11 protein-coding genes are annotated in these 13,724 nt (G+C 74.8%); 6 read left to right on the forward strand and 5 right to left on the reverse strand.

Going from position 1 to position 13,724, the window contains the following annotated elements:
• The first annotated feature begins 1 nt into the window (after position 1).
• Both ispD and ispF read left to right on the forward strand, forming a co-directional pair.
• A complete protein-coding gene (gene ispD / locus ACPYO6_RS08405) occupies positions 2 to 802 on the forward strand; it encodes a 2-C-methyl-D-erythritol 4-phosphate cytidylyltransferase (RefSeq protein WP_425714406.1) in 801 nt (266 codons plus the stop codon).
• A 7-nt stretch (positions 803 to 809) separates the two neighbouring features.
• On the forward strand, positions 810 to 1,295 hold the full coding sequence (ispF, locus tag ACPYO6_RS08410; protein ID WP_425714407.1) for a 2-C-methyl-D-erythritol 2,4-cyclodiphosphate synthase: 486 nt from the start codon (positions 810 to 812) through the stop codon (positions 1,293 to 1,295).
• Positions 1,296 to 1,581: 286 nt separating this feature from the next.
• Here ispF and ACPYO6_RS08415 read toward each other — a convergent pair whose 3' ends face one another.
• Positions 1,582 to 3,015 (reverse strand): MFS transporter, encoded by a 1,434-nt coding sequence (locus ACPYO6_RS08415; protein ID WP_425714472.1) that lies wholly within the window; start codon positions 3,013 to 3,015, stop codon positions 1,582 to 1,584.
• Positions 3,016 to 3,175: 160 nt separating this feature from the next.
• On the opposite strand from ACPYO6_RS08415, the gene cysS reads away from it, so the two are divergent.
• From cysS to ACPYO6_RS08430, 3 genes are read left to right on the forward strand one after another with little or no spacing between them, the layout of a single operon-like run.
• Complete coding sequence (gene cysS, locus ACPYO6_RS08420) at positions 3,176 to 4,624, forward strand: cysteine--tRNA ligase (protein WP_425714408.1); 1,449 nt, start codon at positions 3,176 to 3,178, stop codon at positions 4,622 to 4,624.
• Positions 4,624 to 5,679 (forward strand): 23S rRNA (guanosine(2251)-2'-O)-methyltransferase RlmB, encoded by a 1,056-nt coding sequence (rlmB, locus tag ACPYO6_RS08425; RefSeq protein WP_425714409.1) that lies wholly within the window; start codon positions 4,624 to 4,626, stop codon positions 5,677 to 5,679. The genes cysS and rlmB overlap by 1 nt, the downstream gene beginning before the upstream one ends.
• Positions 5,676 to 6,032 (forward strand): hypothetical protein, encoded by a 357-nt coding sequence (locus tag ACPYO6_RS08430; RefSeq protein WP_425714410.1) that lies wholly within the window; start codon positions 5,676 to 5,678, stop codon positions 6,030 to 6,032. The genes rlmB and ACPYO6_RS08430 overlap by 4 nt, the downstream gene beginning before the upstream one ends.
• An 88-nt stretch (positions 6,033 to 6,120) precedes the next feature.
• Here the strand turns inward: ACPYO6_RS08430 and ACPYO6_RS08435 are convergent, their stop codons facing one another.
• The 4 genes from ACPYO6_RS08435 to ACPYO6_RS08450 form a co-directional block, all read right to left on the reverse strand.
• On the reverse strand, positions 6,121 to 7,344 hold the full coding sequence (locus ACPYO6_RS08435; protein ID WP_425714411.1) for a DUF4032 domain-containing protein: 1,224 nt from the start codon (positions 7,342 to 7,344) through the stop codon (positions 6,121 to 6,123).
• Between the two features lie 140 nt (positions 7,345 to 7,484).
• On the reverse strand, positions 7,485 to 8,609 hold the full coding sequence (locus tag ACPYO6_RS08440) for an ABC transporter ATP-binding protein (RefSeq protein WP_425714412.1): 1,125 nt from the start codon (positions 8,607 to 8,609) through the stop codon (positions 7,485 to 7,487).
• Between the two features lie 215 nt (positions 8,610 to 8,824).
• Positions 8,825 to 9,676 carry a trehalose-phosphatase gene (gene otsB, locus ACPYO6_RS08445; protein WP_425714413.1) on the reverse strand — a complete coding sequence of 284 codons (852 nt, stop codon included), beginning with the start codon at positions 9,674 to 9,676 and terminating at the stop codon, positions 8,825 to 8,827.
• Positions 9,673 to 11,322, reverse strand: a complete 1,650-nt coding sequence (locus ACPYO6_RS08450; protein WP_425714414.1) for an alpha,alpha-trehalose-phosphate synthase (UDP-forming) — start codon at positions 11,320 to 11,322, stop codon at positions 9,673 to 9,675. The genes otsB and ACPYO6_RS08450 overlap by 4 nt, the downstream gene beginning before the upstream one ends.
• Positions 11,323 to 11,520: 198 nt before the next feature.
• Between ACPYO6_RS08450 and ACPYO6_RS08455 the strand changes: the two genes are divergently transcribed.
• Entirely contained in the window at positions 11,521 to 13,704 is a 2,184-nt protein-coding gene (locus tag ACPYO6_RS08455; protein ID WP_425714415.1) for a serine/threonine-protein kinase, read from the forward strand.
• Positions 13,705 to 13,724: the final 20 nt, after the last annotated feature.

Below are 13,724 nucleotides of genomic sequence, written 5' to 3' on the forward strand. Positions count from 1 at the left end.
CGTGACCCGCGTCCACTGCGTCCTCGTGGCCGCCGGGTCCGGGACCAGGCTCGGCGCGCGCGGGCCCAAGGCTCTCGTCGAGCTCGGCGGTGAACCGCTGCTCGTCCACGCCCTGCGCGGGCTCGCCCTGGCCGGGGTGCTCGACTCCGTGATCGTCGTGGCGCCGGTCGACCGGACGGACCACGTGCGCGGGCTCGCCTCGGCGACGCTCGCCGAGCACGGGTACCGCGGTGGGGTCGACGTCACCGCGGGCGGCGCGACGCGACAGGCGTCCGTCGTGGCCGGCCTCGCGGCGCTCGACACCCTCGCGAACCCTGACGACGACGACGTCGTGCTCGTCCACGACGCCGCCCGCTGCCTCACCCCGACCGACCAGGTGCGCCGCGTGGTCGACGCCGTCCGCGCCGGGCACGGCGCCGTCGTCCCGGCCGTCCCCGTCACCGACACCCTCAAGCGGGTCGCCGACCCGGTGCTCGGCGGCGTCGAGCCGGTCGTGGCCACCGTGGACCGCTCCGAGCTGCGAGCCGTCCAGACTCCGCAGGGCTTCACGATCGGCGTCCTGCGGTCCGCCCACGAGACCGGGGCCCACCGCGCGGGCGACGAGGCGCTGGCCGCGTCGGACGATGCGGGTCTCGTCGAGGCGCTCGGCGGGCCGGTCGCGGTTGTGGCCGGTTCGACCGCCGCCCTCAAGGTGACGACCCCGTTCGACCTGCGCGTGGCCGAGCTCGTCCTTGCCGACCGTGGTGGTGCCGCGGACGGTGCGGGTGCCGTGGACGGTGCCGTGGCTGCGGTGGGGGACTGAGGCCGCCATGTCGTTGCCCCGCACCGGAATCGGGACCGACGTCCACGCCGTCTCGGCCGACCCCGACCGGCCGATGATGCTCGCGTGCCTCCAGTGGCCCGGTGTCGTGGGGCTCGAGGGGCACTCCGACGCCGACGTCGCCGCCCATGCCGCCTGCGACGCCGTGCTCTCCGCCGCCGGCATGGCCGACCTCGGCACGCAGATCGGCACGAGCGAGCCGCGTTGGAAGGGGGCGTCGGGCGCGGAGCTGCTCGCCGAGATGGCGGCGCGCGTGCGGGCGGCGGGCTGGGAGATCGGCAACGTCGCCGTCCAGGTGATCGGCGCGTTCCCGCGCCTCGGACCGAGGCGGGAGGGGGCCCAGGCCGCGATGACCGCCGCGCTGGGCGCGCCCGTCTCGTTGTCCGCGACGACCACCGACGGTCTCGGGTTCACGGGTCGCCGCGAGGGCGTGGCGGCGGTGGCGACGGCCCTCGTCGCCCGCACCGGAGCGTGAGCGGATCCTGGCGCGTGAGCGGACGCCGGACCGGCACGAACCCACCGCACGTCTGACGGCCCTGAACCGCACTCTCGACCACTGGTGGGGTGCTGAGCCGTTGCCACGGCGACGACCGGCCGGACCGATTCGTCGAGATTGCGGTTGGGGCCCCAACCGCAATCTCGACGACGACGAACCGCAATCTCGACGGAACTGAGTCGCACTCTCGACCAGGTGCGCGGCTCCCAACCACAATCTCGACGGCGACGAACCGCAATCTCGATGAACGGGGTGGGGGGAGGTGTCAGCGGCGGGCGTCCCGGGGCGGCGTGAGGTCGCGGGCGCTGACGGGGATCAGCAGCGCGAGACCGACGGCGAGCACGAGGACGATGCCGAGGATGCCCCAGTACTGGACGTCGTTGCCGGACAGGTCGGTGACCTGCCGGCCGACCCAGAGCGCGACCGCGAACATCGAGGGCGCGAGGAACGACACCGCGCGACCCGTGGTGGCGTACAGGCCGAACACCTCGCCGTCCTTGCCCGGGGGGATGAGCCGCGCGAGGAAGGTGCGCGAGGCGGACTGTGCCGGGCCGACGAACACGCACAGCACGAGCCCGAGGACCCAGAAGAGGGATGCACCCAGGTCGTGCAGCGCGAAGATCCCGATGCCCGCGACCACCATCGACACGAGCGAGATCACGATGACCCGCTTGGGCCCGAACCGGTCGTCGAGCAGGCCGAACGAGATGGTCGCGACGCCGGCCACGACGTTCGCGGCCACCGCGAAGATGATGACCTCGCCGGCGCTGAAGCCGAACGTGCCGGCGGCGATGATGCCCCCGAAGGTGAAGACCCCGGCGAGGCCGTCGCGGAACACGGCCGAGGCGAGGAGGAACCACACGGTGCGCCGGTCGGTGCGCCAGAGGGAGGCGATCGAGCCGAGGAGCCGCTTGTAGGACTGGACGATCGACTCCTTCGGCGCCTCGGCCTCGGCGCCGGTGCGGTCGCGGAGCCGGGCGGAGTCGCGCAGGGAGGTGACGACGAGCGGCGCGGAGAAGAGCACCGTCCACGCGGCCGCGACGAGCGTGGTCACCCGGACGTCCATCCCGTTCTCGCTCGTCACGCCGAACAGGCCGACCTCGGGGTTGATGAGCCCGAAGTAGACGACGAGCAGCAGCACGATGCCGCCGACGTAGCCCATGCCCCAGCCGAAGCCCGAGACCCGACCGACGTTCCGCGGGGTGGAGATGTCGTTGAGCATGGCGTTGTAGTTGACGCCCGCGAGCTCGGACGCGACGTTGCCGACCGCGAGCAGGATGAGCCCGAGCCACAGCCACTGGGCCTCGAACGACCCGTCGGCCTGCACGGCGGGGGCGACGAAGAACATGCACGCGGTGACCACCGCGATGACACCCGTGTACAGGGCGAGGTTGAGCGCGCGGTGCCCGGACCGGTCCGCCCGCTGCCCGGTCACCGGGGCGATGAGCGCGATGACGACCCCCGCGACGGCGAGCACGGCGGCGAGCATGCCGTCGGCCCCCTCCCCGAACAGGTCCTCGTTCGTCAGGTACACGGAGAAGACGAAGGTCGTGATCACCGCGTTGAACGCGGCCGAGGCCCAGTCCCACAGCCCCCAGACGAGAACCTTCGACGGGCGGGCGATCCGGCGGGCCTCCGCGCGCAGGCGGGCCGCCGCGGGGTCCGGGCCCGCCGCGGGGGCGGCGTCGTCGTCGGGCATGGTGCCGGTGGTCGAGGTGCGGGGGGTGGTGGCGGGCGCGCACCGCTCGGGGCGGACGTGGCCGGGGGGCTCCGGGGTGGTCACCCGCGCAACCTAGCCGCACCTGGTGTCGGGAAGGTGACATCGGCGGGTTCGTCGGCGTCGTCGTTAGGCTGTCCCGGTGAGCCTCCTCCTGCACGACACCGCCTCCCGACGGGAGATCCCCCTCGACCCGGTCACCCCGGGCAAGGTCGGGATCTACCTGTGCGGCGCCACCGTGCAGGGTGCTCCCCATGTGGGGCACCTGCGCTCCGCGATCGCGTTCGACGTCCTCGCGCGCTGGCTGCGGCGCTCCGGGCTCGACGTCACGCTCGTCCGCAACGTCACCGACATCGACGACAAGATCCTCGAGAAGTCCGCGCTGGCGGACGCCCCGTGGTGGGCGTGGGCCTACCGGTTCGAGCGCGAGTTCACGGCGGCCTACGCGGCGCTCGGCGTCCTCCCGCCCACCTACGAGCCGCGGGCCACGGGCCACGTGACCGAGATGGTCGCCCTCATGCGGCGCCTCGAGGAGCGCGGCCACGCCTACGCGGGCGACGCCGGGAACGTCTACTTCTCGGTCCGCTCCTTCGACGACTACGGGGCCCTGACCAACCAGCGTGCGGGCAGCTCCGTGGTGGACGAGACGGACGTCGCGCCCGACAAGCGCGACCCGCTCGACTTCGCCCTGTGGAAGGCGCCGCGACCCGGCGAGCCGGAGTCGGCCGCCTGGGACACCCCCTACGGCCGCGGTCGGCCGGGCTGGCACCTCGAGTGCTCGACGATGGCGCACCGCTACCTCGGTGAGACGTTCGACATCCACGGCGGCGGCATCGACCTGCGCTTCCCCCACCACGAGAACGAGCAGGCGCAGTCCCGCGCCGCCGGGTACGGGTTCGCGCGGATCTGGATGCACAACGCCTGGGTGGTCGTGGCCGGCGAGAAGATGGGCAAGTCCCTCGGCAACGCCCTCACGGTCGAGCAGGTCCTCACGCGGGCCCCGGCCCCCGTCGTCCGCCTCGCGCTCGCCTCGGTGCACTACCGCGGCGCCGTCGAGTTCTCCGACGTCTCGCTCTCGGAGGCCGCGGCGCAGTGGGAGCGGATCACCTCCTTCGTGCTGCGGTCCGCCGAGGCGACCGGGGAGGCGGGCGCCGAGGAGCTCGCCGCCGCAGACGCGCTGCCGGCGGAGTTCACCGCCGCGATGGACGACGACCTCGGCGTCTCGGCCGCGATGGCCCTCGTCCACGCCGAGCTGCGGGCCGCCAACGCGGCGCTCGCCGACGCCCGCCCTGCCGACGCGCACACCGGCCAGGTCCGGGTCCGCGCGATGCTCGACGTCCTCGGGCTCGACCCGCTCGCCGAGCCCTGGCGGGCCGGGACGACCGGCGCTGCGGGGGGAGCCTCCGGGGGGAACGCGGCGCACGACGCCCTCGCGGCCCTCGTCGAGTCCGCGCTCGAGGAGCGGTCCCGGGCGCGGGCGGACAAGGACTGGGCACGGGCGGACGCCGTGCGCGACAGGCTCACCTCGGCCGGGATCTCGGTCGAGGACGGTGCGGGCGGGGCCCGCTGGCATCTGGCAGGAGGTGCCTGATGGCCGGGAACTCCCAGCGCCGTGGCGCCGTACGCAAGGCAGGCTCGAAGAAGGCGCCCACCAAGGGGTCGGGCGGCCAGCGCCGCCGCGGGCTCGAGGGCCGGGGCCCGACGCCGAAGGCCGAGGACCGCGAGTACCACCCGGCGGCGAAGCGGGCCGAGGCCAACCGCCGCCGGGCGACCAACGACCCCAAGGCGCAGGCCGCCCTCGCCGCCGACCGTGCCGCGAAGCTGCGCAACCGCCTGGGCATCGCGGCGGACGCCGAGCTCGTCGTGGGCCGCAACCCCGTGGCCGAGGCCGTCCGCGCCGGCGTGACGATGTCCCACGTCCTCATCTCCGGCGCCGCTGCCTCGGACGCCCGGCTCGCCGAGCTCGTGCGCACCGCGACGGCGCTCGGCGCCCCGCTGGTCGAGACCACCCGCGTCGACCTCGACCTCCTCACCGACGGCGGCGTGCACCAGGGCGTGGCGATCGCCGTCGCCCCGTACTCCTACGCCGACCTCACCGACCTCCTCGACCGGGCCGAGCACCGCGGGGGAGCGCCGCTGATCGTCGCCCTCGACTCCGTCACCGACCCCCACAACCTCGGGGCCGTGCTCCGGTCGGCCGGGGCGTTCGGCGCCGACGGCGTGCTCCTGCCCGAGCGCCGCTCCGCCGGCATCACCTCGACCGTGTGGAAGGTGTCGGCCGGCGCCGCCGCCCGCGTCCCGGTGGCTCGGGAGACCAACCTGACCCGCGCGCTCACGGACGCGAAGAAGGCCGGCTGCTTCGTCGTCGGTCTCGACGGCGAGGCGACCACCTCGATCCGGGACCTCGAGCTCGCGACCGAGCCCCTCGTGCTCGTCACGGGCTCGGAGGGCAAGGGGCTCTCGCGGCTCGTGCGCGACACGTGCGACGTCGTCGCGTCGATCCCCATCGCCCCCGACGTCGAGTCCCTCAACGCGGCCGTCGCCACGGGCGTGGCGCTCTACGAGATCTCCCGACGACGAGAAGAGGCGCTCGACGACCGCGCGGCGGACGCGGGGCCGGCAGCGGGGTCGGAGGAGCAGCGATGAGCGACGCGGGCGTGGCGCAGTACCTGGACGAGGCCGCCGAGTCGGTGCTCGCCGGCGACGGGCTCGTGCTCGACGAGCGCGACCCGGACGTCCCGCTCCCGCTGCGCGACCTGTGGGGCTTCTACCGGGCCCTCGCGGTCGACCGGCCGTGGATCCTGCGGGGCGCGGTCGCGGCCGAGCTCTGGGGGGCCAGCCTGCTGCTGCGCAAGCGGTCCTTCGGCGCCCGGTCCGCCGGGGTCCTGCTCCTGGCCGACGCGGTCGGGGAGCTGTTCCTCCAGGCCTACGCCCGCCGGCACACGGACGAGGACGGGCGCCTCGTCCTGCCGCCGCGGCCGCGCGACACCTCGGCCTGAGCCGGAAGGACGAGGCCCGACGGCGAGGGGCTGTCGGCCCCTGGGCGTCGCGCCGTGGCCGGGCGCCCCGGAGGCGCCGCGCGCCGGTTCAGGGGTTGTCGGTGTCGATGACCCGGCGCTCGTCCATCCGGTGGCGCAGCTCGGTCTCGATGTAGGACTGCACGGCCTCGGAGGTCGGCACGTCGCGCCCGTGCGCCTGGGACATGTACCAGCGGTGCTCGAGGATCTCGTGGAAGATCTCCGCCGGCTCGAGCTTGCGGCGCAGCTCGCGCGGCACCGCCCGGACGGTCGGCTCGAAGACCTCGCCCAGCCAGTCGTGGGCGACGACGGCGAGGTCGTCCCCGGGTCCGCCGCGGGTGGCGCGGAACTGCTCGAGGTCGTTGAGCATCCGGCGGCCCTGGTTCTCCTGGACGTCGAGCCCGGTCAGGCGCATGACCTGCCGGTGGAAGTGGCCGGCGTCGACGACCTTGGGCTGGATGGAGACCGTCGTGCCGGACACGTCGGTCGTGATGTCGATCTCGTCGACGTCGTAGCCCAGCTCGTTGAGCCGGTTCATCCGCTGCTCGACCCGCCACAGCTCGCCGGCGCTGAAGCTCTCGCGCCGGGTGAGCTCGGCCCACAGCGACTCGTAGCGGGAGACGATCTGGTCGCCCACCTCGATCGTGTCGATGTCCTCCGGGGCGATCTCACCGGCCTGGAGGTCCATCAGCTCGCCGATGATGTTCGTGCGGGCGAGGTCGAGGTCGTAGCTGCGCTTGGCGTCGGACAGCGGCGGGTGCAGCTCGCCCGTCTCGGCGTCGACGAGGTAGGCGGCGAACGCACCGGCGTCCCGGCGGAAGAGCGTGTTGGACAGCGAGACGTCGCCCCAGAAGAACCCGAGCAGGTGGAGGCGGACGAGGAGCACGGCCAGGGCGTCGATGAGCCGCCCGATCGTCTCCGGGCGCATGTGTTGGCTGAACAGCGCGCGGTAGGGCAGGGCGTACTCGAGGTGGCGGGTGACGAGGGCGGAGTTGAGGGGTTCGCCGTCGGCCCCCGTCCGACCCGTGACGACGGCGAGGGGCACGACGGCGGGGGCCTCGAGGCGCCCCAGGGTCCGCAGGACCTCGTACTCGCGGTAGGCGACCGACTCGCCGATCTCCTTGACGGCGACGAGTCCGGTCGAGGTGCGGACGAACCGGACGACGTGCCGCGAGAGCCCGCGGGGGAGTGCCGCGAGGACGTCCTCCGACCACTCCTCGAGCGGGACGTCCCAGGGCAGGGCGAGCAGGCCGGCGTCGACCACGGACGCGGTGATCTGCCGTTCCTGGGCCACTGGTGGAGCTCCTCCTGCTGCGGGTCGGGCGTCGGCGACCCGGCTCGGGGCGCCGGGGCGCGGCGACGGGGGCGTTTCCTGGGGCGCTCCCGAGGGCGTTCCCGGGGCGCGGCGTGCGCGCCGCGCCCCGGGTGGGTGCCTCAGTGGGGCAGGCGCTCGCCGGTCGAGGGGGAGAAGTCGTGCTGCTCCTCGGGGCGGATGGTCACGTGGATCGTCGAGCCCTTGTCCGGGACGTCGCGGGGGTCGATCCGGATGACGACCTGGTCGGGGTCCTCGCCCGAGCCGACCTTCGCCGCCGCCTCGCGGCCGACGAGCGAGCCGTAGACGTAGGCGTCCGAGCCGAGCTCCTCGACGAGGTTGACGGAGACGGGGAGCGCGCCGGGGGTGCCCTCCGAGACCCGCTCCGTGGACTCCGGTCGGAAGCCGATCGTCACCGCGCTCGCCCCCTCCTCGCGCAGCGCCGCCAGGCTCGCCGGGCTCAGCGGGATGCGGGCCTCGCCGAGGGTGGCGTGGTCGCCGTCGAGGGTGAACTCGCCGATGTTCATCGCGGGCGAGCCGATGAACCCGGCGACGAACACGTTCGCGGGGCGGTCGTACATCTCGCGCGGCGTCCCGACCTGCTGGAGCACGCCGAAGTTGAGGACCGCGATGCGGTCACCCATCGTCAGGGCCTCCGTCTGGTCGTGCGTGACGTAGACGGTGGTGACGCCGAGGCGGCGCTGGAGCGACGCGATCTGCGTGCGGGTCTGGACGCGCAGCTTGGCGTCGAGGTTGGACAGCGGCTCGTCCATGAGGAACACGCGCGGCTGGCGGACGATCGCGCGGCCCATGGCCACGCGCTGGCGCTGACCGCCGGACAGCGCCTTCGGCTTGCGCTCGAGGTAGTCCGTGAGGTCGAGGATCTTCGCGGCCTCCTCCACGCGCGCGGCGATCTCGGACTTCGGCGTCCCGGCGATCTTCAGGGCGAAGCCCATGTTGTCGGCGACGCTCATGTGCGGGTACAGCGCGTAGTTCTGGAACACCATCGCGATGTCCCGGTCCTTCGGCTGGACGTCGGTGACGTCGCGGTCGCCGATGAGGATGCGACCGGCGTTGACGTCCTCGAGCCCCGCGAGCATGCGCAGGGACGTGGACTTTCCGCAGCCGGAGGGGCCGACGAGGACGAGGAACTCGCCGTCGGCGATCTCGAGGTCGAGCGCGTCCACCGCGGGCCGGTCGGAGCCGGGGTAGACGCGGGTGGCCTTGTCGAAGGTCACTGAAGCCATGGTGGTGGTATCCCTTCACCGGCAGGTACGTGCCGGACGATCCGTCGTGAAGAGCGCGGGTGTGTCTACACCGACACGCGCGGGCGCCCCTGTGGCCGACCGCAGGAGCATCATGGCACGCGGCCGGGTCCCGCGGTGGGGCCGGAAGGACCTTGCGCCGAGGTGCGCGGGAGGGCGAGGCGCTCCGTCGGTCGGACGCCCGCCTGCGCGGCCGGTCAGCCGCGCAGGCGGGCGAGCCGGTCGAGCACCGCGGCGACCTCGTCGGGGTCGCCGACCCGGAACCGGGCCGCCGTCTCCCCGTCGCCGACCTTGAGGCCGAGGTCGGCCCCCGTGAGGACGGCGAACGCGTCCTCGTCGGTGCGGTCGTCCCCGGCGTAGAGCACGGCGTCGGCGCCGGTGTCGGCCCGCAGGTCGAGCACCCCGTCGCCCTTGGTCACGGTGAGCACGGCCATCTCGAGGACGTCGTGGCCCGAGATGACGCGGACGCCCGGCAGGCCGGCGGGGCCGGTGAGCAGCGCGGTCGTCGCGGCCCGTGCTGCGTCCTCGCCGAGGCCGCGGGTGTGCAGGGTGACGGAGGCCGGCTTGGCCTCGAGGTGGGTGCCCGGGTGCTCGGCGACGATCCGCTCGGTCTCTCGCAGGACCTCGGCGCGCAGGGCGACGAGCTCGTCGTCGAGGTCGATCGGGTCCGCGGTGATGCCGCCGTCGGCGGTGATCCGGCCGCGCTCCGCGCCGTGGGAGGCGACGATGCGGGTCCCCTCCGGCAGGTCGGCGAGCGAGGCGAGCGTCGTGGCGTCACGGCCGGAGACGACCGCGACGCTGACGCCCGGCAGCTGGGCGAGCTGGTCGACGGCCCACACGGCGGCGTCGGTCATCCGGGAGGTCAGCGGGTCGTCGACCAGCGGGGCGAGGACCCCGTCGAAGTCGAGGGCGACGAGGAGGTGCTCGTGGCGGGCGAGCGCGCCGACCGCCTCGTCGAGCTCGGGGTCGAGGCGCACCGTGAACATCGGGGAGTCGATCCCCGGGCCGGGCACGCCGCGGTCGGCGCTCACGTCGGGCTGCTCGTTCATCGGTCCTCCTGGGTGCTCGCGGCCCCGGTGGCGGGACCGTCGTCGTCGGGTGCGTGTCCGTCGTCGTCGGGTGCGTGTCCGGCGTCGTCGGACGTGTGACCGGAGCCCTCCGCGTGGGCGGAGCCGTTCCCGTGGCCGGAGCCCTCGGCGAGGCCGCGCGGGTGGGCCTGCGCGAGGTAGCCGAGGAAGTCGTCGGCCCAGCGCTGGACGTCGTGCGTCATCACGCGGCGGCGCATCGACCGCATCCGGCGGCGGCCCTCCTGCGCGTTGAGGTGGGTGGCCTGGACGATCGCGGCCTTGAGCCCGTCGATGTCGTGCGGGTTGACCATGAACGCCTGCGGCAGCTCGTCCGCTGCGCCCGTGAACTCCGAGAGGACGAGCGCGCCGCCGAGGTCCTCACGGGCGGCGATGTACTCCTTGGCCACGAGGTTCATGCCGTCGCGCAGCGAGGTCACGAGCGCCACGTCGGCCGCGAGGAACATGGCGGCCATCTCCTCGGGCGGGAAGGACTGGTGGAGATAGCTGATCGGCGCCGAGCCGATGTCGCCGTGGTCTCCGTTGATCCGGGCGACGGCGACCTCGACCTCGTCGCGCAGCACCTTGTACTGCTCGACCCGCTCGCGCGAGGGCGAGGCGACCTGGACGAGCACGGTCTCGTCGGCCTTGAGCAGGCCGTCCCGGACCAGCTCCCCGTACGCCTTGATCCGGTGGAGGATCCCCTTGGTGTAGTCGAGCCGGTCGACGCCGAGGAGCACCGTGCGCGGGTCGCCGAGCTCCTTGCGGATCGCCCGGGCGCGCTCCCGGACCTCGGGGCGGGCGGCCTTCTCGGCGAACCCCTCGGAGTCGATCGAGATGGGGAACGCCCGCGCACGCACCGAGCGCTCCTCCGGCAGCAGCGAGCTCGGCCGGACGCGGACCTGGTCGCCGCGCGTGGGGTGGTCGGTGAGGCGGCGGACCGCGCGCAGGAAGTTCCCGGCGTCGGACTCGCGCTGGAAGCCGACGACGTCGGCTCCGAGCAGACCGTCGACCACCTGGCGGCGCCACGGCAGCTGGGTGAAGATCTCGACCGGCGGGAACGGGATGTGGTTGAAGAAGCCGATCCGGACGTCGGGGCGCCGGGTGCGGATGAGCGACGGGACGAGCTGGAGCTGGTAGTCGTGCACCCACACCGTGCCGCCCTCGGCGACGGTCTCGACCGCGGCGTCGGCGAACCGCTGGTTGACCCGCCGGTAGGCGTCCCACCACTCGCGGTGGAACTCGGGCTGGACGATGACGTCGTGGTACAGCGGCCACAGGGTCCCGTTGGCCATGCCCTCGTAGTAGCGCTCGACCTCCGTCGCGCGCAGGGGGACGGGCACGAGGTGCATGCCGACGGCGTCGAACGGGGCCGGCGTCTCCTCGTCCTCGGCGGTGGCGCCCGTCCACCCGATCCACGCGCCCTCGACCGACTGCATGATCGGTGCCAGCGCGGTGACGAGGCCGCCGGGCGAGCGGCGCCACTCGGTCTCGCCGTCCGGTCCCTCGACCGCGTCGACGGCGAGCCGGTTGGCCACGACGACGAGGTCGTAGCCGTCGCCGGCCGCGTCGACCGGGCCGGTGGTCGCGTCGTCGTCCGTGGTGCTCGTGCTCGTGGTGCTGCGCGTCATCCTGCGTCCTCCTCCGGCGCCACCTGGGCGGCCGCTCCCACCGTAGGCCCACGCGTGCGCGGCTGCACCCGGGTGCGGGCCCTGCGCCGGCGGGGCCGTACCCGGGCCCCGGCCGGGCATCAGGACGGGGCGACGTGCGGGGAGGCCTCGCCGGGTGGCGGACCGGCACGGGGCGCGCGGCCCGGATAGCCTCGGCGCGTGGACAGTGCTGCGGGCCCTGAGCGGGCGGCCGGAGGGTGGGACGGTCCCGACGTTACCGCCGCCCGGGCCGCCGCGACGTCGCGCGACGCCGGACGCGCACGGACCAGCGAGCACGTCCGGGAGCTGGGCGGCTACCGGCTCCTGCGCCGGATCGGGTCCGGAGGCATGGGGGAGGTGCACGAGGCCGTCGACGGCGACGGCCACCGCGTGGCCCTCAAGCTGCTCCACCCGCACGTGGCGCGCGAGGCCGCCTCCCGGGACCGCCTCGCGCGCGAGGTCCAGCTCCTCCACCGGGTCCGCGCGCCCGGGGTGGCCCGGGTCATCGACGCCGAGGTAGAGGACGAGGAGGCCTTCGTCGTCACCGAGCTCGTCGACGGCCCCACCCTCGAGGCGGACGTCGCGGAGCACGGTGCGTTCTCCGGCGAGGAGATCGTCATGCTCGCCCACGGGCTCGCCGACGCCCTCCGCGCCATCCACTCGGCGGACATCGTCCACCGCGACCTCAAGCCGGGCAACGTCATGCTCTCCCCGGAGGGCCCCGTCCTCATCGACTTCGGGATCGCCCAGGTCGTCGACGACGAGCGCCTCACCCAGACGGGCCTCGTCACCGGAACGCCGGGCTACCTCGACCCCGAGGTGCTTGCCGGCGCCGAGCCCTCGCCGGCGTGCGACTGGTGGGCCTGGGCCGCGGTCCTCGTCCACGCATCGACGGCGCGCCCCCCGTTCGGGAAGGGGCCCACCGCCGCCGTCCTCGGCCGGGTGGCCACCGGGCGCGTCGACCTCGAGGGCGTCGACCCGATGCTCTCCCGCGCCCTCGCGGCCGCGCTCAGCCCGGACCCCGCCCACCGGCTCGACCCGGAGACCGTGCTCGCGGTCATCGACGGTGAGATCTCCGGGGCGGACCTGGACGCGCGGATCGCCGAGAGCGCGCGCCGTGCGCCGTCGTCGGCCGTGCACGGGGTGCTGCCCGCCGACGGCGCCGCGACGGGCGTGCTTCCCGCCGCGGACCCCGGGTCCGGCGACGGCTGGACCCGGCGGCCGGTCCACGGCTCCGGCGACCGGTACGAGCCCGCCGGATACGGGCAACCGGGGCAGGGCGACGGTGTCGGAGCGCCGGCGCACCACGGTGGCCACCCCGGTGGCCACGCTGCCGAGGGCCGCACGCAGGTGGCCGACCAGGGGTGGGCCCAGGGCGCCGGCTACGGGGCGGCCGGCGCCGGCGGATCAGCCGCGGCGGGCGGTTTCGCCACGGCGGGAGGCGAGGCGCCGCCCGTCTACCCGGCACCGCGCAGCTACCCGCCCGGCTCGGGCGACCGCTGGTCGGGCGACCAGGCGCACGGGGGCCAGGGGTACGCGGACCAGACCGTCGGCGGCGCTGCGCACGGTGACTGGGCGCGGGACGACCGCACACGTGACGGTCGGTCGCGCGGTGGCTCCGGCGGCCGTCCCCCCGGCCCGCTCGGGCTCGACCGCCCCGAGCCCGCCGCCGGGCCCTACGGCCAGAGCCCCGAGGGGATCGCGGCGTACGGCAACACGGGCACCTCCCTCCCGGACGGTCAGACCGCGCGTTCCTTCCTCGGGGAGGACGGGCGCGTGCCGGACTGGGCCCGGCCCCCCGCGAAGCGGACGGGGATCGCGGCCGCCGCGGGACTCGCACTTGCGGCCCTCGCCCCGCACGCGCCGGGCTGGTTCCTCGTGCTCCTCGTGCTCTCCGCCGTGCTCCTCGCGGCCTGGGGGCAGGCCGACGGCGGGCGCCGCAACGCCCGGCTGCGGCGCGGGGTCCGGGCGGGGGACACGGGGCGGATGCTCGCCGCGATGCCCTGGCACCTCGTGGTCGGCGCGTTCACGAGCGCGATCGGCGTGGTCATCGGCCTCGTCCTTGCGGCGTCGGTCGTCCTGGGCGCCGAGCTGCTCACCGGCGAGCCGGCGACTCCACCCATCCTCCTGCTCGCCGGTCTTCTCGCCGTCTGCGGCGTCTGGCTCGCACCGACGGGCTCCAACGCGCGCGAGGGCTTCCGCTCGGTCGTCGGCACCCTCGCACCGGGGCGGCTCGCGCGCATCGTCCTGGTCGCCGCGCTGCTCGCCGTCGCCGTCGTCGCCGGTGGGACCGCGCTCGTCGGCGCGGCGCCCGACCCGCTGTGGTGGCCCCTGCCCGACCTCACCTCCGTCGTCGCCGACTGACCGGCGCCGGGCGCCGGGTG

Origin of the sequence: Georgenia sp. Z1344, from assembly GCF_049856295.1 — a bacterium.
Lineage (GTDB): Bacteria > Actinomycetota > Actinomycetes > Actinomycetales > Actinomycetaceae > JB111.

Coding starts and splice junctions, on each gene's coding strand:
- ispF (WP_425714407.1), top strand. CDS start 810: ATGTCGTTGCCCCGCACCGGAATCGGGACCGACGTCCACGCCGTCTCG.
- ACPYO6_RS08415 (WP_425714472.1), bottom strand. CDS start 3,015: ATGCCCGACGACGACGCCGCCCCCGCGGCGGGCCCGGACCCCGCGGCG.
- rlmB (WP_425714409.1), top strand. CDS start 4,624: ATGGCCGGGAACTCCCAGCGCCGTGGCGCCGTACGCAAGGCAGGCTCG.
- ACPYO6_RS08430 (WP_425714410.1), top strand. CDS start 5,676: ATGAGCGACGCGGGCGTGGCGCAGTACCTGGACGAGGCCGCCGAGTCG.
- ACPYO6_RS08440 (WP_425714412.1), bottom strand. CDS start 8,609: ATGGCTTCAGTGACCTTCGACAAGGCCACCCGCGTCTACCCCGGCTCC.
- otsB (WP_425714413.1), bottom strand. CDS start 9,676: ATGAACGAGCAGCCCGACGTGAGCGCCGACCGCGGCGTGCCCGGCCCG.
- ACPYO6_RS08450 (WP_425714414.1), bottom strand. CDS start 11,322: ATGACGCGCAGCACCACGAGCACGAGCACCACGGACGACGACGCGACC.